Source organism: Lysobacter alkalisoli, from assembly GCF_006547045.1.
Classification (GTDB): Bacteria; Pseudomonadota; Gammaproteobacteria; order Xanthomonadales; family Xanthomonadaceae; genus Marilutibacter; species Marilutibacter alkalisoli.
This window is the reverse complement of record NZ_CP041242.1, coordinates 1,855,617-1,878,234: the sequence shown is the minus strand read 5'-3', so window position 1 is coordinate 1,878,234 and position 22,618 is coordinate 1,855,617. Positions and strand designations below refer to the sequence as shown.

Genomic DNA, 22,618 nt, shown 5'->3' with positions numbered 1-22,618 from the left:
TCTACACCTGCCCGATGCATCCCGAAGTGCGGCAGGTCGGCCCGGGCACCTGTCCGAAATGCGGCATGGCGCTGGAACCGGAGATGCCGACGGCCGACGAGGAAGACAATCCGGAGCTGCATGATTTCAGCCGACGATTCTGGTGGACGTTGCCGCTGACCCTGGCCGTGCTGGTACTGGCCATGTTCGGGCAGCACATTGCTTTCATCACCGTGGATGTCCGCACCTGGCTGGAACTGGCGTTGAGCGCTCCGGTCGTGCTGTGGGCGGGCTGGCCCTTCTTCGTACGCTGCGTGCAGTCGGTCCGCAACCGCAGTCCCAACATGTGGACGCTGATCGGCATCGGCGTATCGGCGGCGTTCGGCTACAGCGTCGTCGCCACCGCCGCGCCGGAAATCTTTCCGGCGTCGTTCCATGAACACGGGCGTATCGGGGTCTACTTTGAAGCGGCCGCGGTGATCGTGTCGCTGACGCTGCTCGGGCAGTTGCTGGAACTGCGTGCACGTTCGAAGACGTCGGCCGCGATCAGGGCGCTGCTCGGGCTGTCGCCGAAGACAGCGCGGCGGATATTCGACGATGGCCAGGAGGAGGATGTGCCGCTGGATGAGGTCAAGGCCGGCGACAGGTTGCGGGTACGTCCCGGCGAGAAGGTTCCGGTCGACGGCACCGTGCTCGAAGGGCGCTCTTCGGTCGACGAGTCGATGCTGACCGGCGAGCCGGTCCCGGTGGAGAAAGGTGTCGATGCGAAGGTCATCGGTGCGACGATGAACGGTACCGGCAGCCTGGTCATCCGTGCCGACGAGGTTGGCGGCAACACGGTGCTGGCGCAGATCGTGCAGCTGGTGGCGCAGGCCCAGCGCTCACGCGCGCCGATGCAACGGATGGCCGACAAGGTCGCGTTCTGGTTCGTGCTGGCGGTACTGGCGGTGGCGCTGGCCAGTTTTGTCGTCTGGGGGTTGTTCGGCCCGGAACCGGCATGGACATTCGCGATCCTCAATGCGGTATCGGTGTTGATCATTGCCTGTCCCTGTGCGCTCGGACTGGCTACGCCGATGTCGGTCATGGTCGCTACCGGCCGCGCCGCCAACGTCGGCGTGCTGTTCCGAGATGCCGAGGCGATCGAACGGTTCCGCCGGATCGACACCCTGGTCGTCGACAAGACCGGCACGCTGACCGAAGGCCGGCCGGCCTTCCACGATGCCATCGGCGCAGGCGACTTCGATTCCGACGAGGTGCTGCGGATCGCGGCCAGCCTCGACCAGGGCAGCGAACACCCGCTGGCAGCTGCGATCGTCACCGAGGCGCGCGAACGTGGCATGTCGCTTGAATCCGCGGGCGATTTCGAATCGCTGACCGGTATCGGCGTGCGTGGACGGATCGGCGGTCGCGAAGTCGCACTCGGCAACACCGCACTGATGTCGGAGTTGAGTATCGATCCGTCATCGCTCCGCGATGAAGCCGAACGCATGCGCGGCGAGGGCGCCAGCGTCATGTTCCTGGCGGTCGATGCCGGGCTGGCAGGACTGGTCGCGGTGGCCGATCCGGTCAAACCGTCGGCCGGACCTGCAGTCCAGGCGTTGCAAGCCGCTGGTATCCATATCGTGATGGCCACCGGCGACGGCGAGACGACGGCGCGTGCCGTGGCCGGCGCGCTGGGCATCGAGCACTTCCACGGAGAAATGCGGCCCGAGGGCAAGGCCGACCTGATCGGGCGCTTGAAACGTGAAGGACGCCAGGTCGCCATGGCGGGCGATGGCATCAACGACGCGCCTGCGCTGGCTGCGGCCGATGTCGGCATCGCCATGGGCACCGGTACCGACGTGGCGATGTCCAGCGCCCAGGTGACCCTGGTCAAGGGCGACCTGCGCGGCATCCTGCGTGCGCGGAAGATTTCCGGCGCCACCGTCCGCAACATGCGCCAGAACCTGGGATTCGCGTTCCTCTACAACGCCATCGGCGTACCGATTGCCGCCGGCGTGCTGTACCCGGTGTTCGGCCTGCTGCTGAGCCCGATGATCGCCGCGCTGGCGATGAGCCTGTCGTCGGTGTCGGTGGTGGGGAACGCGTTGCGGCTGCGGCGTTGAGGCGCGCGGCCTGGGCTCAGGCCATCGGGAACACCGGGGCCAGGGCCTCCTGCTCCAGTTCGAGTGGATCGAGTTCCAGTCCGGACGCCAGTGATGCCCAGCCAGCGCGTCGTGCCCAGTGCTGCATCCTGCGCAATGTTGCGGGAGTGGGCGGAGTGCAGCCTTCCGGCCTCGTGGCCAGGTCGGAAGGCGACATCAGCCAGGGAAGGAGCGGGCGGCCCGCATCGGCGGCGACCGAAGCCAGGCTCGCTGCGATCCGGAAACCACCCTCATCGATATCGCCCCAATGCAGTACGGCTGTACCGGTGGGCAGTGCACGAAGGATCCGGCCATACAGTGCCCGCCAGGCGGGCGAGGGCATGCCTGCGGTATAGATCAGCAGGCCATCCGCATGCCCGGGTAGCGATACCGCGGCTGCCGCATCGTGGAAGCTGGCGAGGTTCTCGATGGTGAGCACGTAGCGCGCACGGGCGGCAACGGTTTCCACCGCTTCTATCGGCAGCCCCAGATAAGGCCTGACCAGGGGCAGGGTGGCGGGCGTTGCCTCGCCCCGCAGTACGACCGTGCCGACGCCGGAAACCAGCATCGGTTGCGGTGCGCGACGCAGGCCCAGTGAGGCCCACACCTCCTCCCTGGACAGTCCGGAGGGAGCCAGATCGCCGGCCAGCAACAGATCCAGCCAAGGCGTCAGGCGTTCGAGCCGCTTGCTGTCGTCGAACAGGCGGATGCTCTCGCGGCGCAGGAGGCGCTCATCGCGCTCCTCGTGGATGCGGTCGCCGGCAACGGTTGTCGCGTCGAACAGGTCGCGTGCGGCTTCGGGCCCGCTGCCACGGACCTTGCGTCCCAGCCGCCACGCTTCGAGCACGGAGGCGACGATTGGCCAGTCGCCCGTCGCGGTGTCGAGCATGGCTGCCGCTTCGCCAACGCGATCGCTCAGCAAGCGGATGCCCAGATGCGCCGCCAGCCGGTCGAGATCCGCCAGGCGCAGCCGGAGCAGGCGTTCCTCGCCGAAGCGCGCCCGCTCGACCTCGATAGCACCCTCGCGTTCGGCCAGTGCGATCCGGGCATGGAAGGCTTCGCGAGCTTCAAGCGATTCCAGTCTGCCGTACTCCGGGCAGGAGGCCGGTGTCATTGCAAGGGCTGCCCGCTCGCCGCCTCCCTTGGATCTCGCGCGCTCACCACGTCTCAACAGGCGGATGAGCGTCTGCTCGGCGGGCGTCATGTGGCGGCCTGTTCGGCGGTGACGCGGGCGACCTCCTCGTCGAGCAGGTGCGGGTGGACGAGGAACTGGTCGCTGGCCAGCAGTTCGCGTCCGCGCTCCTCCACGCCGACCCTTTCGACCTGCAGGTGCGGGCCGTCGCGGAACAGTTCGATGTAGCTGTCCAGCACGCCCGACAGGGTGCCCTGGGCGGTGTCGGGCGCGGCCAGGATCAGCTGCAAGCCAAGCGAACGCAGGTAGTTGGTCGTCGCGCGCGCGTTCTGGGCGTCGATCTTGTCGCCGAACTCGTCCAGCATGATGACGCCGATCCCGCCCAACTGACCTTCTCCCTTGCCATAGGCCGCGGCCAGCGCGGCACCGGCGATCACGTACAGTGGCGCGCGGTGTTCGCCGCCGGATCCGGAACGCATGCGCTCGCTGAGCGTGCCGATCACTCTGTCCTCCTGCTTGATGACCACCTCGAAATTGAAGAAGCGACGATAGTCGTCGAGCGGGGAAGGCGTGCCGGCCCCCTTTGCAACGTCGCCCTCGATGATTTCGCGGAACGCCGCGGGCACCTCGCCGGCAGTGCCGAACAGCGTGTCGGTTTCGCCTACCTCGGCAGCCTTGCCGATGAAGCGGTGCAGGTCGCGGAACTCGGGCGCGACCTCGTATCTGAACTCGTAACGCTCGTTGTTGGAGAACGCCGGGCTGCGGCGCAGGGTGCGGTTGAGCGTATTGATCTGCTGCCGGAGCCGGGTGAAGTTGTCGTACAGGGCCGAGGCGACGTTGGCCCGGAAGGTGTCCACCGCGGTGTGATAGGCCTCCTCAGCGGCACTCTGGTGCTGCACCAGTTCGGTGCCTTTCAGGTAGGCGATCTCGCCCTGCAGCAACTCGTTGGCACGACGCCATTCGTCCGCGGCCATGTCCAGCTCGACGGCGTGGTCTTTGGCGTATTGCTGCAGACGGCTCCATGCTTCCGGATTGAGGCGTTCGAGCTGCTTCTCGCTGTCGTGGGCGCGCGCCTGGCAGCGCTCGACACGCTCGGACAGGCCCGGAAGTTTTTCGTCGAGGTCCTCGCGCTGCTGTTCGACCAGGTTGGGGTCGACGTCGGGATGGCCGAAGGCTTCGCTGGCCTCGCGGGCCAGGGTCTCGCCCTGCGCCTGCAACGCTTCCAGCAACCGCGTGGCGGCACCGCACTTGTCCTCGGCGATGCCTTCCTCGCGCACCAGTTGCTCGACCTGCGCATCAAGGCTGTCGCGCAGCCGTTCGGCGTCGCGTACCTGCTCGCTCAGCCGGATCAGGTCGGGATCCTCGTGCGCGGCACGGCTTTCCTGCAGTGCGCGATAGCGGGCTTCGGCCTCGCGATGCTGCAGCAACAGAGCATGCGCGGCGTCGGCCACTTCATCGGCGCTGCCGATGCGGCCCAGTCCCGTGCTGCAGGCGTGGACGGGGCGCCATTGCGCTTCCAGCTCGCGGATCCGGACTTCATCGGCTTCCAGTTCCTCGCGCAGCAGGCGGGCGCGCTCGCGATTGCCGGAGCTGCCGATCTTCAGCTCACCGGCTGATGGCAGGCGCAACCGCTCGACACCGCCACCCTTGGCGACCAGGCCGTCCTGGCTGAGCCCGTGGCGTGCACGCACGACTTCGGTATCGGTATCGATACAGCGCAGGTCGCCCAACTGCCGACGCAGGTAGGCGAGGGCATCGGCATTGTCGCTATCGAGCAGGGCGGCCACCTGTCCGTCTTGGGGCTCGGCAGTATTGCGCCGTGCATGACTGGCCAGGGCCAGCTTCACGCCGTATACGCCCTGCAGGCGGCGGTACAGGGCGACGGCCTGCTCTTCGTGTTCGGCCGGCACCAGAAGCGCCTCGACATGGCTGCGCAGATACGCTTCGATGGCGCGCTGCCACGACGGCTCGGTCACCCGTACCAGGTCGCAGACCGGCTTCACTGCAATGCCGGCATCCTGCAGATGGCCGATCAGGCGCATCACGTCGGGCCGCAATTCGGCCTTGCCGGCATGAAGGCGGGTCAGGTTCAGGCGGGTGGACTCGGCACGCTGCTTCGCCTGCTCGAGCGCGTTGTGGCGTTCGCGCTCATGCGCTTCCACTGCGGAGAAGAAGGGCGCCGCATGCTCGATGGCAGTACGCAGCGTGGCGTGCAGTTCATCCGGCGAGGCCGCGATCGCGGCATCACCGGCAAGTACGGCCAGTTGCTGGAAGAGTGTTTGCCACGGTTCGATGGCCAGCGCCAGCAGGTTCGCATCCACGGCCGGCAATCCCAGCCGGCCGACCGCCTGCAACTGATCGCGCACATAGCCGGCCTCGCGCATCAGCGTCCTCTTCAGCTGCGCAAGCTGGTCCTGATACGGGCGCGCCATCTGCTCGAAGGAAGCCTGCTCGCCGTAGCCGCGGGTGCCCTGCAGGCGCTTGCCGGCTTCTTCCGCGGCCAGACGCGCGGTTTCGCGGTCGCTGCGGGCCTGGGCGAGGGCGCGCCGCTTCTCGCGCAGGGTGGAGCCGGCAGTTTCCAGGGCCTGTTCGGCGGCATCCACCGTTTCCGAATGCAGGTCGCGGCGATACTCGGCTCCCAGTGCCCGGCAGGAGGCGGCACGGACGGCCTGCTGCGCGATCCTTCGATAGTGCTGTTCGACGTCTTCGGCCTGGGCGATGCGCCGGGCCACCTGTTCGATCTTCTCCTTGATCTGGCGGAAGCCGTCGAGCAGGGCGCGGAAGCGAGAGATCTCGGTGGGCCGCTCTTCGGCGACCAGCGTGCGCACGAACAGGTCCACGTCATGAACGCGCTGCAGGTTGAGGGCGTTCTGGAAGGCCTTGCGGTATGCCGTCGCATCGAGGAACGCGGTCGGGCCTGGCCGCAACCGGTGCAGCATGTCCTTGACGAAGCGGTCGCCTGCCGGGTGCAGCTCGGCTCTCGTGCCGGCCGCCTTGCAACGCTGCGTGATCAGCGCCTGGAAGCGCGACCATTCCAGAGGCAGCTGGTCTCCGCCAACGACCTCGAGATGGTCCTCCAGCGTCAGCGCGACCCGGGGCAGCAGATAACGGCCATGCACGCGATGGTCCGGTTCGGCCTGCGAGGCGCCGAGCGCAATGCCTGCCGTCAGCTCATCGCCGCTGTCCTTGTTGCGGAATACCAGACTGATGTAGGTGGTGGCCGTGCGCCTTGCGTGGCCATCGTCTCCGCTGCGATAGACACCGAGGCAGTAGTCGCGGATGGTACGCGCGCGATGACTGCCTCCGGCCTGGGCGTTGAAACGGATCTGGTTGCGGTCGCCGCCGAGCATCACGATCTGCAGGGCATCGAGCAGCGCGCTCTTGCCTGCACCGTTCGGAGCGATGACCGCGGTGGTCAGGTCCAGCTCCAGCGTTTCGGCCTGGAACAGGAAGAACTGGACCAGATGGACGCGTTCAAGCTGGTACATCGCCGACCTCCTGCTGGGCGTCTTCGACTTCCATCCGGTCTGGATCGCCGGCGTCCTCGCCATCATCGTCGCGATTGTGCTGGTCGAGCCGTTGCAGCCATTGCGCGCCGATGATCTCGACTATGGCCGGCCGCACCAGTATCCGGAACGGTTGCGGATCGTCGGGCTCGCAGTCTTCGGTCCGGCACAGCGACCAGCGCCTGAGCGCACGCAGCAGAATGCGCAGGGCACCGATCTCGGGCATCTGCCGACCGGTCAGCACCGGGTAGGCTTCCTGCAGTTCGGGCAGTTCGACGATCACGTCGCCATCCTCTTCCACCATTCCCTGCCGCATCGCTTCGTCGTAGCGCTGGCGCAGCACGAGCACCAGCAGGGTTTCGTCCAGGGTCACTGCCACGCCTTCGGCATGCGAGGGCAGGGCGACGACATAGCGGTAATGCGCGTTGCGCTCCAGACGGATGCCGAGCGGCTCCAGCGCGGCGCTGAAATCGTCGTACCAGCTCTCGACAAGATGGTAGGCGGTGCGCGAGCGCCGGTCCGAGCTGTACAGGACCTGCTCGGTCACCAGCCGGTAGGCGGCGCGTTCGAAATCCTGCGGGGTGTGGACGCCATTGGTGAGCTGGCTCAACGTGGCCCAGGAGCGTTTCATGCGGCCTTCCTTGTCCGGTGCAGGACGAAACGGGGAGAGTGCAGGTGATCGTTGCGGATGCGTTCACCGTCGACCAGTTCGATACGGAAGCCGCACAGCATCCGGTGCAGTGGATCGTCGCGCCGCAATCCTCCGGCACGATGGCTGCGCAGCGCCAGCGTGACCAGGGTCTGGTAGGCACGGAAGTCCTCGATGCTGTCGACCCGCAATGACTGGGAGTCGAGGCGGACGGAACTGTCCCAATGCCGGTCCAGATAGCGGACCAGGTCTTCGGGCAACACCAGCCGAACCCGCTTCATCTGTCGCAGCAGGTTGAGCCGGGCGATCTGTTCGGGCGTTGGCGGTGCGGTGCTGTTGGCCGTGCGCGGAATCGGCTGCGGACGCCGGACAGGCGGCCGCAGGCGGCGTTCTTCCAACAAGTGACCCGGTGCCACCGGCAGGCGCAACGCCTCCCCAGGCGCGGACAGCACGCCACGGCAGGCCCGGCGCAGCAGCTTGTCCAGCCGGTCCGGAGTGCGCAGACGGTAGTCCAGGAAGGCCAGTGCTCGGCGGTTGGCCTGGCGGATGTCATCGTCGAGCCTCTGCAGATACTCGTCGATGCGGTCGATCTCCTGCAGCCTGCGTAGGTTGCGCAGCAGGCGTTGCTCGGCACGCACGCTGTCGCCGCCCGTGGTGCGTTCGCTGTACCACTGGATCATGCTGCCGCGCAGCGACGAGTGTTCGATCTCGCGTGCCATCGTCAGGATCGAAGTGCGGCGGGCGAGGGGATGGTCATCCTTGTGCAGGTCCGCATAGTCGCCGACGAAAAGCTTTCCGACATAGCGTTCGAACAGCTGCCGGGCGAAGGAGGCCGTACTTTCGGCCCTGCTCAACTCCGGCATCAGATCGCGTACCTGCACGCTGATGGCGGCAACGTTGGACAACAGCTGGCGGGCCTGCAGCGCGGCCTCGTCCAGCATGTCGCCACCGGCCTTGCCTTCGACGACCTGAAGCAACTGCAATTCGATCGAACGGATCTTCGCACTCAGGAAGGTCGGTCCACGCTCGGTAAACTCGACCAGCGTCGCAATGAACTGTGATACGACTGGTGTCATCGACACCATCTCTCGCGCGCCGATCCGCTCCTGGCGCAGCCAGCCCGCATCGCGGAACCGGTCGTACAGGTTGGCCGCCCGCATGGCCAGTGGCGTATCCGGCGTCACGCCGTCTTCGTCTTCCCACGGGTCGTCGGTCAGCAGATAGCGCTCGATCGCGGACGTGATCTCACGCCGTTGCAGGCCGATGCTGGGCGGCATCGGCGCGTCCGGCCCGAAGAACTCCTCGAACAGCCGGCACAACAGATGCCAGTGGTGATGACGGTTGGGAGACGCCAGTGGCCCGAACAGACCGTCCGGCAACACGGTGAAAAGCGGTGGCGTTGAAGTGCTCTCGATCAAGAATCGGACCTGCGGAGAACCCGGGAAGGAACTCGCCGGGACATGCCCGGCGGAAGCGGGAAGGATAGCCTTGCGCGGGATCATCCGCCGAGACCGGAAGCGGTCCTGATGGCCGGAGACTGAACATATTTTACATAATTTACATAATATGCATTATGCGAAGTATTCGCCGATTGTGGCGGATGCTGTGGGTAGGAATTTTCCGACCCGCCCTTGCGGCCTGATCCAACAGCAATACGCACTGGGGACCGATACGGTCCCCGGTCCGTTTCAGGGGGCGGATTCCATGGATGACCTACTGCTAAGGCCGCCGTGCTGGACACCGGGCCGAACACTGTGCCGCGCAGCTGCATCGCCGCGTGATCTACAACAACCACACGCGCCCGGCTGGTGTCGCCCCATGGCGACTGGGTGCCGCCGCACTTGCTCGATAGGTGGCTCTGGCGGCATGGCCGCATGTTCACCGACTGAGGTAACCTCATCGCGGCCACGGAGGCCGCAGGGGGAACCATGCCAGAACCAACCTTTAACCCAGCCGAAGCCGAACGGCTGGAATTCCGAAGTCGTAGCGTCACCCAATCAACCTCGTCAACGAGCACCCCGCACATCTGGTGGCAAATCGCCCTGGGCGTGTTCCTCGGCATGCTGCTGCATTCGATTGTGGTCGGCGCGTACCTTCGCGTTCAATCCAACAGAGCGTTAGCCGAACTGCAGGCCGAAACACAACGCATAGAGACTCAGATGCGTCAAAGCTTGCCAGTCGCAGCACCAGTGCCCCAACGCCCCGCCCGTGCCAAACCTGCCCCACTACGGCCCGGCGAAAAGTGCATGCAGGGTCGCCGAATGAAGCGCCTCGAAAATGGATGGGAGCAGCTGAAAGAGCCCTGCTAAAAGCGGGTCATCAGGGGGCGGGACGGGCTTGTTGGCGATGCCCAGGTCTCCGTAGCCGCATCATTGTTGTCTATTAGTTGTCTATGAGTTTATGAAGCTCTTCGTACTGCTCTGCGCTGATGGTTGTTTCCGTGGTTCCAAGGGACATGCCGTATGACCTCCGTGATCATTCTTTCGGTAGCATGAAAGACTCGATTGACTCCTTGATGCTGGAGTTTATCTCTCTGATGAATGGCGCATGCTTAGCTGGTATTTTGTATCGAATCTCGTAGCCAGGTTTAAAATCTGCACCTACCTGAGCCAAACCTTTGGCGGACGCAAAATTCAGAACCTCACCCTTCTCGAATACTGCGGTTGCATAAAGCTCTCGTTCGACAGCAATATGAACCCATGTGCTTGCATTGCTTAGTTTGCTTTGATACACGTCAACTCCGTCCCCGATGACGGCGATCTTTTCCCCAGCCCTTTCCTGAAAGGCCAACTCGTATATACTCGAAAATTCCAGATGCCCCCCGACCGGCCTTATAAGCACACTGTCTCGAGTCTGCATGGATAGTGCCGGGTCAAACCTCATGAAAGATACTCTGAGCGATTCCCCGGACATCCAGTTGCTTGTTGTTACAGAGGCGTAGACCCCTTCAGGGAAAGACCATCGCTGAGCAAAGCACGCCCTATCGGCATCGTAACGATATCTGGACAGAACGGCCTCCACCTCATCTTTGGAGTGAATTCCTTTTTCTATAATGCGATTCTTAAGGCCGAGTGACATCACGCATGTTTCCATTTCCTTGTTCGCTTTCTTGAGTTCTCGCGCATCATCACAGGCAGTCACGATAATCGGAATGGCCACGAAGCATGAAAGGAGGCGAACTAAGTTGATTCCCCTACTCCGCCCTGCCGGCCTGGGAGCTTCGAAAATTCCAACACGGGCTCGCATCATTCACCTACTCCTTTGTTCCCGGCACTGATAGACGATCCTAATTAGCGCCATGTTCAGCCAAGCCGAGTCCCGTGAGATCGACCCTTCGAAGCTGGACATCTTTGCTGGACCACGTGCTGTAGTACGCCGGCAAGGTCGGGGCTTGCATGCAACCAGCTTTCTCCATCGCCTGCGACTGTGACATCAGGGAGCAGTCCCATCTCATCCGCGCTCTGCCTTCAAAAGTGTCTTTTTAGGCTTGAATCGTAGGCCGCATTCGAAAAGCTTGCTTAAACGTCAGTAAAACAGTCATTCCTGGACTCTCTCTGATATTGAAACGATCGCTATGCCGTCAATTCTATTACCGAAAGGGTCAGATAATTCACGTGAGCCAGCCCCGTCTCCTTGCATAAAACATTTGAAGGTAGGGCGCGACTGGGTCCGAGGATGGCAAATCCACTTGACCCCGCGCTCATATATAACATCATCGCCAGGTATGTTTAATAGATGCTCAGCGCCATCTCTACTGTTAACCTGAAGTGCTAATAGCTTCCAACTACACACGCCAAGCCCCCAGTAATCAGATGGCGTGATCTTATCGCTGAATATCCGCAGGTGTATCGATTTTCCAGAGGGGCCTACAAGAGAATTAGTTTCAAGACGCGCTCGATGTTGAACCCTGAGGCCGCCGACGGCCGCTCCACGATCTATGGGGCGCATTCCCTGTTATTGGATATGACGTACTGCGCTTCAACTATCGCTCCATGCAAGATCGCCTCGCTAGCCTCAACAGTAATCTTGTATTCTTCCGTCGGCGCTGGATTTATTTCGTATTCCGGAGGCTCAGGATTTCCGTGCTTTGCGCAGCCAGCAAGCCATACGACTCCGACAATCAGGGTCAACCAAACGCCAGGACAAGAAAACGGTGCCAGAGACACTTTCGTGAATCGTCTCATCGCACACTCTCCCTGGTCTGCTTACGCGGCCGAGGCGCAGGATGTACATCCGCGAACCTTTTCCGTTTGGCTTCCATTTTAGCACGGAAACGGTCCGCGCCCAGGCCGAACTGCAGTTGCACAGGGTGTGATTGCGGCGTGTTTGTAGCGCCCAAGGCTGCCTGCATGATGTGGCGCTCGATCCATGTGGCACTGTCTTGCATCATTTCTCAATCCTTTTGTCTCTGACGCTTATCGAGCATTGAATATCGACCACTCCCTGACATTAGGGAGCTGTCCCATCCTATGTCAGGAATTCCCGCGCTCAGCTTTCAGAAAGTGTCTCTGGAGCCGTCTATCCTCGCGCCGCCGCCTCTTTCCATATGCGCCTCTTTAATTCCACTATGCACAGGCAGGACATTGCTCCAAACACACTGCCGCCGAAGAAAAATACGAAATAAAAGATCCCTGCTGACACTCTATTCATAGAGATTGCATCGATAAATATGCGCATCCTTATCAGGCGCGGGTGCGGAGTCGCATCGTTAATTCCTTCGATTGGAACGTAGATTCCACATGCGGCCATAGCAATGCCAACAATAAAAAAGGCGACGAGCCACTTTTCATTTGCATTAATCGGAATTGTTCTTGATTTTCGAATGAAGTGAGCTAAAGAAATCGCAAATATGACGGGGCACGCCAAGGCAATAGTTCCGACATAGCCGGGCAGGTATGACAGGTCTCCGTTGATCAACGCGAGCGTCTTCATGGTCTTACCTTCCGTTACACGAGCGACCATGTCGGCAACAGCTTCCGGCCCAACCCCTAGCACAGACAAAGTTAAACACATGACCAAATAGATCTTTAAGGAGGCAGTCACCATGTCTTTATCGTTGGAACTCATCATTTAAATCGCCCACGCAGCTAGAAAGAAGGAAAATCACTACACCCAAGAGGCTTTCCCCAGCACGACCTTTGCGTAATAACCGGCATTCGCCCTCATCGAGAAAATGATGCTCAAGGTGGAGCCAATACCACGCATGAGTTTGCCAAGCCCCATCATTTCAAGCAGCAAAGCCAAGGCTATAACAAGCAATACATACACAATCGCCTGACGCCAAAGCCCCTTGATGACGAGATAAATCGGGCCGAAGAGAAACGCGAGAACGTTGAACCCAGCCGAAAGGCGTTCACGAGCGGTTAGGTTGCGGCGATTCGGAAAGTCCGGACCGCCGGCCTTCTCGATCAGCCTGAGTTTTCTTTTCCAGCTATCGGACACATTCAGTTCCGAGATTCTGTCGAGGTGTGGTTGCGGCATGGCAACGGCTCTGGGGGCGGCTGGCGCCACGGGTGGCAGGGACGATCCGTAGGAGTTGTATGGGTCGCTCATGGGGTCTCCAACTGCATACTTCGACTATTGCTCGCTCGCACCGCAGCGGCTTGTTCGTCATACAAAAATGGCAAGAAGGCATAACGCTTACCGCGCGTCACCGGCGTGGCCTCATGTAGCAATGAGCACGAGAAAGCCAGCGCCCCACCCGTTGGTGGTCGGTACATCTGCCAGCCGAACTCGGGAAAACGCAGTACCCCGCCCTCGTATTCGCCCGCATTGAGATTGATCGATACGGCAAAGCGCCGATGGGCCGTGCCGCGCGTGGTGTTGTCGCGATGGGCACGGAAGTGACCGCTGTTCTGCTCGTCGTAGCAGGCGACGATGTAGCGCTCGATCCGTGTGGCCCGGTACTGGAAAGCCTTCTCGATCTCCGGCAGCAAGCGGTCATGGATGCGATGCATGCACACCTGGCGCAGGGTCTCGTCCTCGATCGTCCGGTCACATCGACGCTTGTGGCGCGCGTCGTGCACCAGCACGGTCTGGCCGTCGATATCCCGCATGAACCCGGACGGCTCGCCGCCCCGCTCCTCGTAGTATTGGATCAGCGTCCGGCATAGCCCGGGCTCGAATATGCGCGGTACGATCAACACCGGAGCGGGCACATCGACCAACTGCTCGGCCTGCAACGGCGGCAGCGCGCCCAGTGCCTGCATGACTTGTTCGACCATGCGCTCGGGCGATCCGGCAATCTGGACGGCCGCCGCCACCCGGAGGCGTTCATCCAATACGAAGCAGGTCGGGCGATAGCGGTTTCCGCATCCGGTGCCGCCCGTCACACCGTACAGTCGACTGACAGCCTGGTCGAAATCCCAGAACAGGTGGAAGCCCGGAAGATGCTCCTGGATCCGGCCCGAGCGCTCATCCTCCGGATCGACGCTCACACCGAAGAAGGCGCAATCCCGGTCATCAAACCGCTCACGGCAGGCCAGTAACGTTTCAAGTACCCGATGTGCCCCTATATCGGCGGCCGAGCCGAAGAAGAACAACACGATCCTGCGTCCGGCTGCAGTGTCAAAACTGAAATTCGGATTGACCGGCGAGCGTGCCTTGAACCAGGGGGCGGGTTCTCCCGGACGCGGCATGCGCCGGGAGTCGGACGTCTGACAAGGCCCTCCGGGGCTCGCTACGGCAGGTACCGACTCTTGTTGGTCCGATCGTATCGATTCGCTCATCGGATCAGCGCTCCCGGAAGGTTTCGGATGCATGCCGCCGCAGCGGGCTCAGGATGTAGTCGATAACCCGCCGCTTGCCGGTCTTGATCTCCACGCTCAGGCTCATGCCTGCGGTCAGTTGCACCGGCACGCCGTTGATCGTCAATTGCGTGCTGTCCAGCTTGACCCGGGCCGGAAATACCAAGCCCATGTGCTCATCCTGCGCAGCATCGTGCGACACGCTTTCGACCGTGCCGACGAGATAGCCGTAGCGGGTGAAGGGAAAGCTCTCGACTTTGACGGTCACCGACTGGCCCGGGCGGACAAAGCCGATGTCTTTGTTAAGGATGGTGGCCTCGACTTCCAGCCCCTCCTCACTGGGTACCACGGCCAGCAGCGGTTGTGCCGGGGTCACCACGCCGCCGACTGTATGCACGACCAGTTGCTGCACCGTGCCGTCCACCGGGGCACGCAGTTCCATCAGACGGTCACGCTGACCGGTTTTGCTGACCTCCGGGCTCAGTTGCGCCACCTGCTCGTTGGCCTGGCGCAGGCCATCGAGGGCCTGTTGTCGTGTGTCGGTGATCAGGAGGCGCAACTCTTCCTGCGCCGCGCTGAGGGCCGAACGCACTTCCTGCATGCGGTTGCGCTGGGTGGCGAGATCGCGCTCGGCCGCGATCCGCTCTTGCTCGCGCAGGAGGTACTCATGGCGGCCCACATACTTGCCTTCCAGCAACTGGGCATAGTCCTCAGCTCGGGTCCGGGCGATGCGGGCGGTTTCGTCCAATGGGGCAAGGGTGGCTTGAAGGGTCTGTAACTCGGCCCGGCGCTGGGCAATTGCGGCGCTCAGCCCCTGCTTGCGGGCCTGGTAGGCCTCGAACTGGCTGGTGACGAGCGCCAGTTCGGCTTCCTGCCGCGTCGCCGGAAGGTCCGGCGCATCGGCCAATTCCGGTGGCTGCCCGGCGTCAATTGCACCGGCAAATGCCGACAGACGCAGGGCCGCCAACCGTGCGTTGATCAATGACTCGCTGGCCTGTGTGTATTCGGCCCCGGTGGCGGTGGCGTCGAGCTCGATCAGCACCTGGCCCTGCTTCACCGCTTCGCCGTCCTGCACGAGGATGCGGCGAACCACGGCGGTTTCGGCCGGCTGCACCACCTTGGTCCTGGAACTGACCACGGTCTTGCCCGGTGCTACCGCCACAATATCCAGATGGCCCAGGATCGCCCACAGCAGGGCCGTGCAGAAGAACGCGATAATGACCCGCATCGTCCAGCGCGGCAGAGGCGATACCGGGGTATCGATCAACTCCAGATGGGCTGGCAGGAAGGCCAATTCATCCGGTGTGCGCTTGACGGGCTCCAGCTGGTGGCGGACCGACCAGGCGGACTTGAACACCCCGACGTAGCGGGAGACGAAATCTCCCACTCCCTGGAAGACATGTTTCATGCCGGCCCCTGCTGCAATCGATGGAGGTGGGCATAGTGGCCGTCCGGCCGGTCGACCAGCTCGGCATGGGTGCCGCACTCGACGATTCGCCCTTTCTCGACAACGACGATGCGATTGGCCTGCCGGACCGTGGACAGCCGGTGGGCGATGATCAACACCGTGCGTCCACGGCAGATCGCCCGCATGTTGGCCATGACGGCATGTTCGGACTCGTAGTCGAGCGCACTGGTGGCCTCGTCGAAGATCAGGATGCGCGGGTCGGTGATCAGGGCGCGGGCAATGGCGATGCGCTGGCGCTGGCCGCCGGACAGGCCGGTACCGTGCTCGCCCACCCGTGTGTCGTAGCCCTCGGGCAACTCGACGATGAAGTCATGCGCACCGGCCAGTTTGGCGGCGTGGATCACCCGCTCCAGCGGCATGCCCGGATCGGTCAGGGCGATGTTCTCGCGGATGCTGCGGTTGAACAGGAAATTTTCCTGCAGCACCACGCCCAGTTGGCGGCGAAGCCAGGCCGGATCGGCCAGAGCCAGGTCATGGCCGTCAATCAGGACCCTGCCCCGCTCCGGGGTGTAGAGCCGCTGGACCAGTTTGGTCAGCGTGCTCTTGCCAGATCCGGAGCGACCGACGATGCCGATGACCTCACCGGGACGGATGTCCAGGTTGATGTCGGAAAGGACTTCGGCCGTGTCAGGGCGATAGCGGAACGAAACCCGCTCGAAGGTCACCTGTCCCTGGATCGGCGGCAATGCCAAGCGGCTGCCAGGCTGCTCGGTACGGGTGTTGAGAATGTCGCCTAACCTCTCAACGGAGATGCCAACTTGCTGGAAGTCCTGCCAAAGCTGGGCTAGACGGACAATCGGCGCCGCCACCTGACCAGCCAGCATGTTGAAGGCAATCAACTGGCCCAACGACAGTTCGCCCTGGATGACCAAGCGTGCGCCCCAGACCAGAATCGCCACGCTGACCAGCTTTTGTACCAACTGCACGCCCTGCTGCCCCAAGGTCGCCACCTTTGTCACGCCAAAGCCGGCGCTCACGTACCCGGCCAACTGGTTGTCCCAGGTGCGGGTCATCCGGGGATCCATCGCCATGGCTTTGACAGTGCCGATGCCGCTGACCGTTTCGACCAGGAAGGCTTGGTTATCGGCACCGCGGGCGAATTTCTCGTTCAGACGCTTGCGCAGGACCGGCGTGACGCCAGCCGAGATCAGCGCATAGACTGGCAGCGAAAGCACCACGATCAGGGTCAACCAGCCGCTGTACCAGAACATCACCGCGAGAAAGACCCCGGTGAACAACAGGTCCAGCACCGAAGTCAGCGCTTGGCCGGTGAGAAAGCTGCGGATGTTCTCCAGCTCACGGACACGGGCAATGGTGTCGCCCACCCGGCGGGATTCGAAATAGGCCAGTGGCAGCGCGAGCACGTGCCGGAACAGGCGTGCGCCCAACTCCACGTCGATCTTGCTGGTGGTATGGGCGAACACGTAGGTGCGCAGCCCGGTCATCACGACATCGAACACCGCCATCGAAATCAGGCCGATGGCGATGACGTGCAGCGTCGTCATGGCGTGGTGCACCAGCACCTTGTCCATGACCACCTGGTAGAACAACGGCGTGACCAGCGCGAACAGCTGGATGAAGAAAGAGACGATGAAAACTTCCAGCAGCAGCTTGCGGTACTTGACCACTGCCGGGATGAACCAGCTGAAGTCGAACTTCGCCAGTTCGCCAAGCACCGAGGCACGGGAAGCGATCTGCAATAGGCGGCCAGCATAGCGGCTCTCGAATTCATCGAGCGAGACGGCTCGCGGCCGCTTCTCTGCCAGATCGTGGATCACGACCTGGTCACCACTGACCTTTGCAACGATGAAGGCATCGCCCTCGGGCACAAGGGCCATGGCTGGCAGGCTGGCCATCCCGATGCGGGATGCGGGCTGGGAGACGACCTTGGCCTTCAGGCCGAGCTTCTTGGCGGCCAACAGCAACGCAGTCTCGTCGAAAGGCTCGCCGTTGCGCCCGGACTCATGCGCCAGCTGCGCAGCATCAGCAGATACGCCATGGAACTGCGCAAGCAGAACCAGTCCCTTCAGGGCCAAGTCTGGCTGGCCATTAGCAGGACCGCCTTCCACCACGGAAAGGGCCGCACTTCCCCCTGTCATTGGCACATTCCCTGTTGGTGGCCTTCCTCGCCCCTCCCAGCCATAAAGCATCCCCCGTGCTGGCGCGGGAAGTCAAGTAGAAATGATAGGCATTTCCTAGCATCCAGCATGGCCCCAGGACCGGCCATCTGAGCCCCCGCCCACCTGCCGGGATCCGGCATTCAGTCGCGCGTCGCCTCCCCTGCTCCACCTGCTTCACTTGCACCGAAGTGTCGCCGCAATCCGAGGCAGATCGCCCCGACCACGGTCGTGACCAGTGTCGCCAGTGCGTATCCACTCGCACCGGGGGAAGTGAGATGCAGCGGCCCGGCCAGCATCGGTACCTCCATCAGCACCACCGCGGAAGCCGTGGTAAGCGCGAGCGAGATCCAGCCCGGCCGATGACGGAGGCCGCCCAGGCCCAGCGCCGCGCCGGCCGAAACCGCCAGCAGCATCGGTAGTGCCAGGCTGCGCGCAGCGACCGCATCGGCATCGCTGCCCAGGCTCATGACGAAACCCGCCCCGGCCATGACGGTCGTCAGTGCTCCCGTGGCAGCGATGACGGACCAGGCCGCAGCGGAGAAGAACCGCACCCGCGGCTGCGGCGGCTGCCGGCGCAGGCGGCCGCCACCTGCCGCCTGCTGGAACACGAGCATTGCGGTCGGGTGGATCACCAACTCCAGCCACACGATATGTGTGGGCAGATAGGGCAAGGGATAGCCCGCGAACGGCAGCAGCGCCGCTGTCAGTACCAGCGGAATGTGGACGAGCAGCAGGTAGGCGAAGCACAGGCGCAGGTTCGCGAACACCTGGCGTCCCTCCGCTATTGCCGCAACGACGGTGCGGAAGTTGTCGTCCAGAAGTACGATCGAGGCGGCCTCTCGGGCCGGACGGGTGCCCCGCTCGCCCATCGCTATGCCGATATCGGCCCCTTTCAGTGCAGGTACGTCGTTGACCCCGTCGCCAGTCACCGCGACCACTTCGCCGGACCGTCGCAACGCCGTCACCAGCGCCAGCTTCTGCAGCGGCAGGCAACGCGCTACCACGTCGAACGGGACACCCGCCCCTTGCACCGGTGGACTCGCCAACCACGTATCGAGTCCGTCGCCTTCGATCACGCGCGGCCTCCCCTCCCCCAGCCCGACCTCGGCGGCGATCGCAGCGGCCGCACCAGGATGGTCGCCGGTGACCATGATCACCTGGATGCCGGCATCGCGCGCTTCCGCGACGGCATCGGCCACACCGGCACGCAGGGGATCTTCAAAGGCGAGCAGGCCCAGCATCTCGAAGTCCCGATCCGGTTCGACTCCGTTCCAGGCGTCGAGCCGGCGGCGCGCGCACGCAATGACCTTGTGGCCCGTCCCGGCCAGTTCCCGCGCCCGATCCAGCCAGCGCTCGCGATCCGCAGCACGCATCGCACATATGTCGAGCACGGTTTCCGGGGCACCCTTCACGACTGCGTTCGGCGCACCACTCCCATCGCGCACGATGGCGGTTTCGCGGCGGCGATCCTCGGTGAACGGAAACGTTGCGATGAACTCCCGCGGTGGCGGCTTTGTCTTCTCCAGTATTTCCAGATCCATCGGGTCGCTGCTGCCATGGCGCGAAGCGAGCGCGGCCGTCGCCATCAACTCCGCCGCGGACACGGATGTATCGGGTTCCACATGCCGGAGTTGCAGATTGCCTTCGGTCAGGGTGCCGGTCTTGTCCGTGCAGATGCAGGTGACCCGGCCGATGTCCTCGACCACCACCGCGCGCCGCACCAGCGCCTGCCGCCGAGCAAGGCGATATACGCCGACCGCGAGGAAGAATGCCAGCGCCACCGGAAACTCCTCGGGCAACGCCGCCACCGCCAGGGTGACCGCACTCAACAGGGCGTCGAGCAGGCCATGTCCCTGTGCGTAGCGGGTCGCCGCCAGCCCCAGGCACAGCACCACTGCCGCCACCAGCAGCACGGTCACGAGTGACGCTACTGCCCGCTGCAACGGCGTGCGTTCGCGCGCTCCGGCTCGGGCCGAGCGGACCAGCTCGCCGTACAGCGTGTCGGCGCCGGTGTTCATGACCAGCATCCGGCCCTGCCCGGCCAGCACCCGCGTACCGGCCGCTCCCCAGTGCGCATGGGCCACCGCGCCATGACGGTCGGCCAGGTCGATGGCATGCTTGCAGGCCGGCAGCGATTCGCCCGTCAGCGCGGACTCGTCGAGTTGCAATGCCTCCGCCCGTACGATCACGCCATCGGCCGGCAACGGCTGACCTTCGTCGAGTACGACCAGGTCGCCCGGCACCAGCGACGTGCTGGCGACCTGGCAGACCTCGCCGTCGCGCACCACGCGGGCGTGGGTCGTCAGTCGTCCGGCCAGGCCCTCGCGACTGGCCCGGGTGCGGCGATGCAGGTACAGGTCCATTCCTGCGATCGGCAGCAGGGCCAGCCCAAGTACAGCCGCCTCCAGGCCATCGCCCAGTACCGCGAACAGTATTGCCGCCGCGATCAGGAACCAGATCATCGGATCGCGCACGGTGTCGCGCACCGAATCCCTCCATCCGCTGACGACTTCGCCGAGGATGTCGTTGGCACCGAAGCGTTGCAGCCGCTCGACTGCCTGCGCTCCGCTCAGGCCTTCCGGGGTGGCCCGCAGAAGGTCCTGTCTGTCCGGAGTCAGCGGATGCCGCACCAGCGTTCCCTCCACAAAGCGTATCGGCCGTCCGGTAGCGGCATCGTTACGACACCGCACATGCGTAATTTGTCCGCGGTGTCCACGGCAGCTGCCGATCAGAAGCGCCAGTGCATCGACATCATCACCGCGTCGGCGCGATAGTCCGGACTCTGTTCGCCCAACAGGATCACACCGGCCAGGGTATCCGGCCCGACACCATCGAATGCCCAGTCGGTGCTGCGGAACGATTCCATGCCGTAGCGCAGGCGCAGGTTCACATGGTCGCGCAGACGGATATCGGCGAGGAGATCGAGCCGCTGCAGGCGGGCGACGGTCTCCGGCAACGGCCCCACTTCCAGTGCCGCGCCGGCAGTGACATCGGCTGCTCCCGTGCTGCGGACGTGACTGTAGTCGGCCCGCAGCTTCAGGCGACCTTCGAACAGTTCACGAGAGATGCCGAAGCCGATGCTGTCGGCCCTGTCGCGGTGCTGTGCGAACCAGTCGCGATCGGGATCGGCGGCCTCGTCGAGCCGGGCGCCGCCGCCGCGGAAGCTGTGTCCCGCCTGGTCGAACGAGAACCGTGCGCGTTCGGCATAGCCATGCAGGGACCAACCCGACATCGATGCGTAGTCGACACCAAGACCGACGTTGTCGATCCGGCTGCGCCGCAAGCCGAGCTCGGAGCGTCGGTAGTCGTCGTGGGTACTTCCGTACTCCAGGCCAATGCTCAGTGCCGCGGTGGGCGTGAGCGTGGCGAACAGCTGGACTTGTCGGCGGTCGCGGTCGGCCAGGTGGTACTGGCGCAGGGCTGGAAGATTCTCGAATCCTCCAGCCACGGTTTCGACATAGGCCTGCGAGTGGCTGGCGAGAAAGGCCCGGTTGCCGACATAGGTCGAACCCGAACGTCGGCTGCCGTCGACACGGACACCGCCGGCGAACATCTCGCCGAAGTGGCTGCGCAGCGCAAACTTGAGGCGGGTTTCATCGCTGTCCGCGCGTGACGACCAGGTCCGGTCGGTCTGCCTGTGTTCGAAACCCAGACCAAGATCGAACCGGCGTGTCGGACGGTAGCCCGTGTCGGCACTCAGCGTTTGCTCGCGGATGCCATAAGGCAGGTTGTAGCGGCGTTGCCCGCTGGCCGGGGTGGCGTTCTGCTGCTGCGAATCGCCGCCGATGACGACGTACTCGTCGCTGGCGGTCTTGTTGTCGCGGTCGTCGAGGCGATACGTCGCGCTCCATCGCCAGTGCGGATGTGGCCGTCCCGACAGGCGCAGGTGCGCCACGGTGGTGTCGATCCTGCCATCCAGCGAGGCGCGCGGCAGTGGTTGGGTGATCTCTGCTGCCAGCACCGGGTCGATCGTGTACGGCAGGAATGGTTGGTCCTGGGTCATGCGGCCGAACGCGAGATCGGCATTGATCTGAAACGCGGCCGAACGACTGTAGGCGCCTGCCAGGCTGAACTGCTGGAAGCGGTTGTCCGGCGCCGGCTGCGCCTGTCCGAAACCGCTTGGGTGACTTGCCGATGGCGCCCAGCCGGCGACGCCGGCGAACGGGTTCTGCCATCGCAGTGTGGAGTGTCCGTTGTCGAACTGCGAAAGATGATGGCCGATGCGCAACTGCAGGCGTTCGCCGGCATAGCTCAGGGTGGTGTCGGCCTGCCGCGTCAGGTGGTCGATGGACTCGGGCAGGACGATGGCGCGGGCGTTGCCGCCAGTACTGCCGATGACGCCGCCGAAGCCGCGCCTGCCCTGGCGGGATTCATGCCGATAGCGGGTTTCGATGCGCCAGTTGCGTGGCATCGCGAACGCCAGGCCCACCATGCGCTGCCGGCGGATGGATTCGAGGTCCACCTCTCCCAGCTCGGGCAGGCGCAGCCCCGGCATGTCGACGGTACTGGTTCCGGCCACCCAGTCCGGAGGCAGGCGAGCACCGTCGCTGCCCTGCTCCAACAGCGGCGTCCAGCCACTGACCCGGGGCGAAGCCAGGCGCCGCGCTTCCGCTTCGATATTGAAACGCCCCTGCTCGCCTCCGCCGACGGCCAGGGTATGCGTCGCCAATCCCAGATCTCTGCCGCGCAGGAACCAGTACTCGGCGCCATCTGCACCCGGATGAAGTCGGCGACAGGCATCGATGTCGAGCGCCGCGAACATGCCGCCGCCCTCCCCTGCATAGCGTCCGAACCTGAAATCGTCGCTGCCGAGATGGCCGAACATCAGCTCCGTCTCATGGCAATACGCTTCCCCGCCCGTGGGCGTCTCCTGCGCCATGGCGCCTGTCGCCAGC

13 protein-coding genes are annotated in these 22,618 nt (G+C 63.8%); 1 reads left to right on the top strand and 12 read right to left on the bottom strand.

Annotated elements, in window-relative coordinates:
• The first annotated feature begins 14 nt into the window (after positions 1-14).
• The gene (locus tag FKV23_RS08060; protein WP_141623394.1) at positions 15-2,084 is read left to right on the top strand and encodes a copper-transporting P-type ATPase; all 2,070 of its coding nucleotides are present in this window, start codon (positions 15-17) and stop codon (positions 2,082-2,084) included.
• Positions 2,085-2,100: 16 nt separating this feature from the next.
• Here the strand turns inward: FKV23_RS08060 and FKV23_RS08055 are convergent, their stop codons facing one another.
• The 12 genes from FKV23_RS08055 to FKV23_RS08000 all read right to left on the bottom strand — a co-directional run bounded on the left by FKV23_RS08055 (position 2,101) and on the right by FKV23_RS08000 (position 22,548).
• The gene (locus FKV23_RS08055; protein ID WP_167285098.1) at positions 2,101-3,216 is read right to left on the bottom strand and encodes a Wadjet anti-phage system protein JetD domain-containing protein; all 1,116 of its coding nucleotides are present in this window, start codon (positions 3,214-3,216) and stop codon (positions 2,101-2,103) included.
• 86 nt (positions 3,217-3,302) lie between these two features.
• Positions 3,303-6,722 carry an SbcC/MukB-like Walker B domain-containing protein gene (locus tag FKV23_RS08050; protein ID WP_141623392.1) on the bottom strand — a complete coding sequence of 1,140 codons (3,420 nt, stop codon included), beginning with the start codon at positions 6,720-6,722 and terminating at the stop codon, positions 3,303-3,305.
• Entirely contained in the window at positions 6,709-7,371 is a 663-nt protein-coding gene (locus FKV23_RS08045; RefSeq protein WP_141623391.1) for a DUF4194 domain-containing protein, read from the bottom strand. Before FKV23_RS08045 ends, FKV23_RS08050 begins: the two co-directional genes overlap by 14 nt.
• Positions 7,368-8,807 (bottom strand): Wadjet anti-phage system protein JetA family protein, encoded by a 1,440-nt coding sequence (locus FKV23_RS08040; RefSeq protein WP_244244134.1) that lies wholly within the window; start codon positions 8,805-8,807, stop codon positions 7,368-7,370. Before FKV23_RS08040 ends, FKV23_RS08045 begins: the two co-directional genes overlap by 4 nt.
• A 1,057-nt stretch (positions 8,808-9,864) precedes the next feature.
• Positions 9,865-10,638 (bottom strand): hypothetical protein, encoded by a 774-nt coding sequence (locus FKV23_RS08035; RefSeq protein WP_141623390.1) that lies wholly within the window; start codon positions 10,636-10,638, stop codon positions 9,865-9,867.
• A 1,269-nt stretch (positions 10,639-11,907) separates the two neighbouring features.
• Positions 11,908-12,435: a hypothetical protein gene (locus FKV23_RS08030; RefSeq protein WP_141623389.1), complete on the bottom strand. Its 528-nt coding sequence runs from the start codon at positions 12,433-12,435 to the stop codon at positions 11,908-11,910.
• Between the two features lie 60 nt (positions 12,436-12,495).
• The gene (locus FKV23_RS08025) at positions 12,496-12,942 is read right to left on the bottom strand and encodes a DUF2628 domain-containing protein (protein WP_141623388.1); all 447 of its coding nucleotides are present in this window, start codon (positions 12,940-12,942) and stop codon (positions 12,496-12,498) included.
• On the bottom strand, positions 12,939-14,027 hold the full coding sequence (locus FKV23_RS08020; RefSeq protein ID WP_141623387.1) for a 2OG-Fe(II) oxygenase: 1,089 nt from the start codon (positions 14,025-14,027) through the stop codon (positions 12,939-12,941). The genes FKV23_RS08025 and FKV23_RS08020 overlap by 4 nt, the downstream gene beginning before the upstream one ends.
• A gap of 94 nt (positions 14,028-14,121) precedes the next feature.
• Positions 14,122-15,543 (bottom strand): HlyD family type I secretion periplasmic adaptor subunit, encoded by a 1,422-nt coding sequence (locus tag FKV23_RS08015; protein WP_141623386.1) that lies wholly within the window; start codon positions 15,541-15,543, stop codon positions 14,122-14,124.
• The gene (locus FKV23_RS08010; protein WP_141623385.1) at positions 15,540-17,702 is read right to left on the bottom strand and encodes a type I secretion system permease/ATPase; all 2,163 of its coding nucleotides are present in this window, start codon (positions 17,700-17,702) and stop codon (positions 15,540-15,542) included. The genes FKV23_RS08015 and FKV23_RS08010 overlap by 4 nt, the downstream gene beginning before the upstream one ends.
• 161 nt (positions 17,703-17,863) lie before the next feature.
• Positions 17,864-20,353 carry a cation-translocating P-type ATPase gene (locus tag FKV23_RS08005; RefSeq protein ID WP_141623384.1) on the bottom strand — a complete coding sequence of 830 codons (2,490 nt, stop codon included), beginning with the start codon at positions 20,351-20,353 and terminating at the stop codon, positions 17,864-17,866.
• Positions 20,354-20,451: 98 nt separating this feature from the next.
• Positions 20,452-22,548, bottom strand: a complete 2,097-nt coding sequence (locus FKV23_RS08000; protein WP_167285095.1) for an MtrB/PioB family decaheme-associated outer membrane protein — start codon at positions 22,546-22,548, stop codon at positions 20,452-20,454.
• Positions 22,549-22,618: the final 70 nt, after the last annotated feature.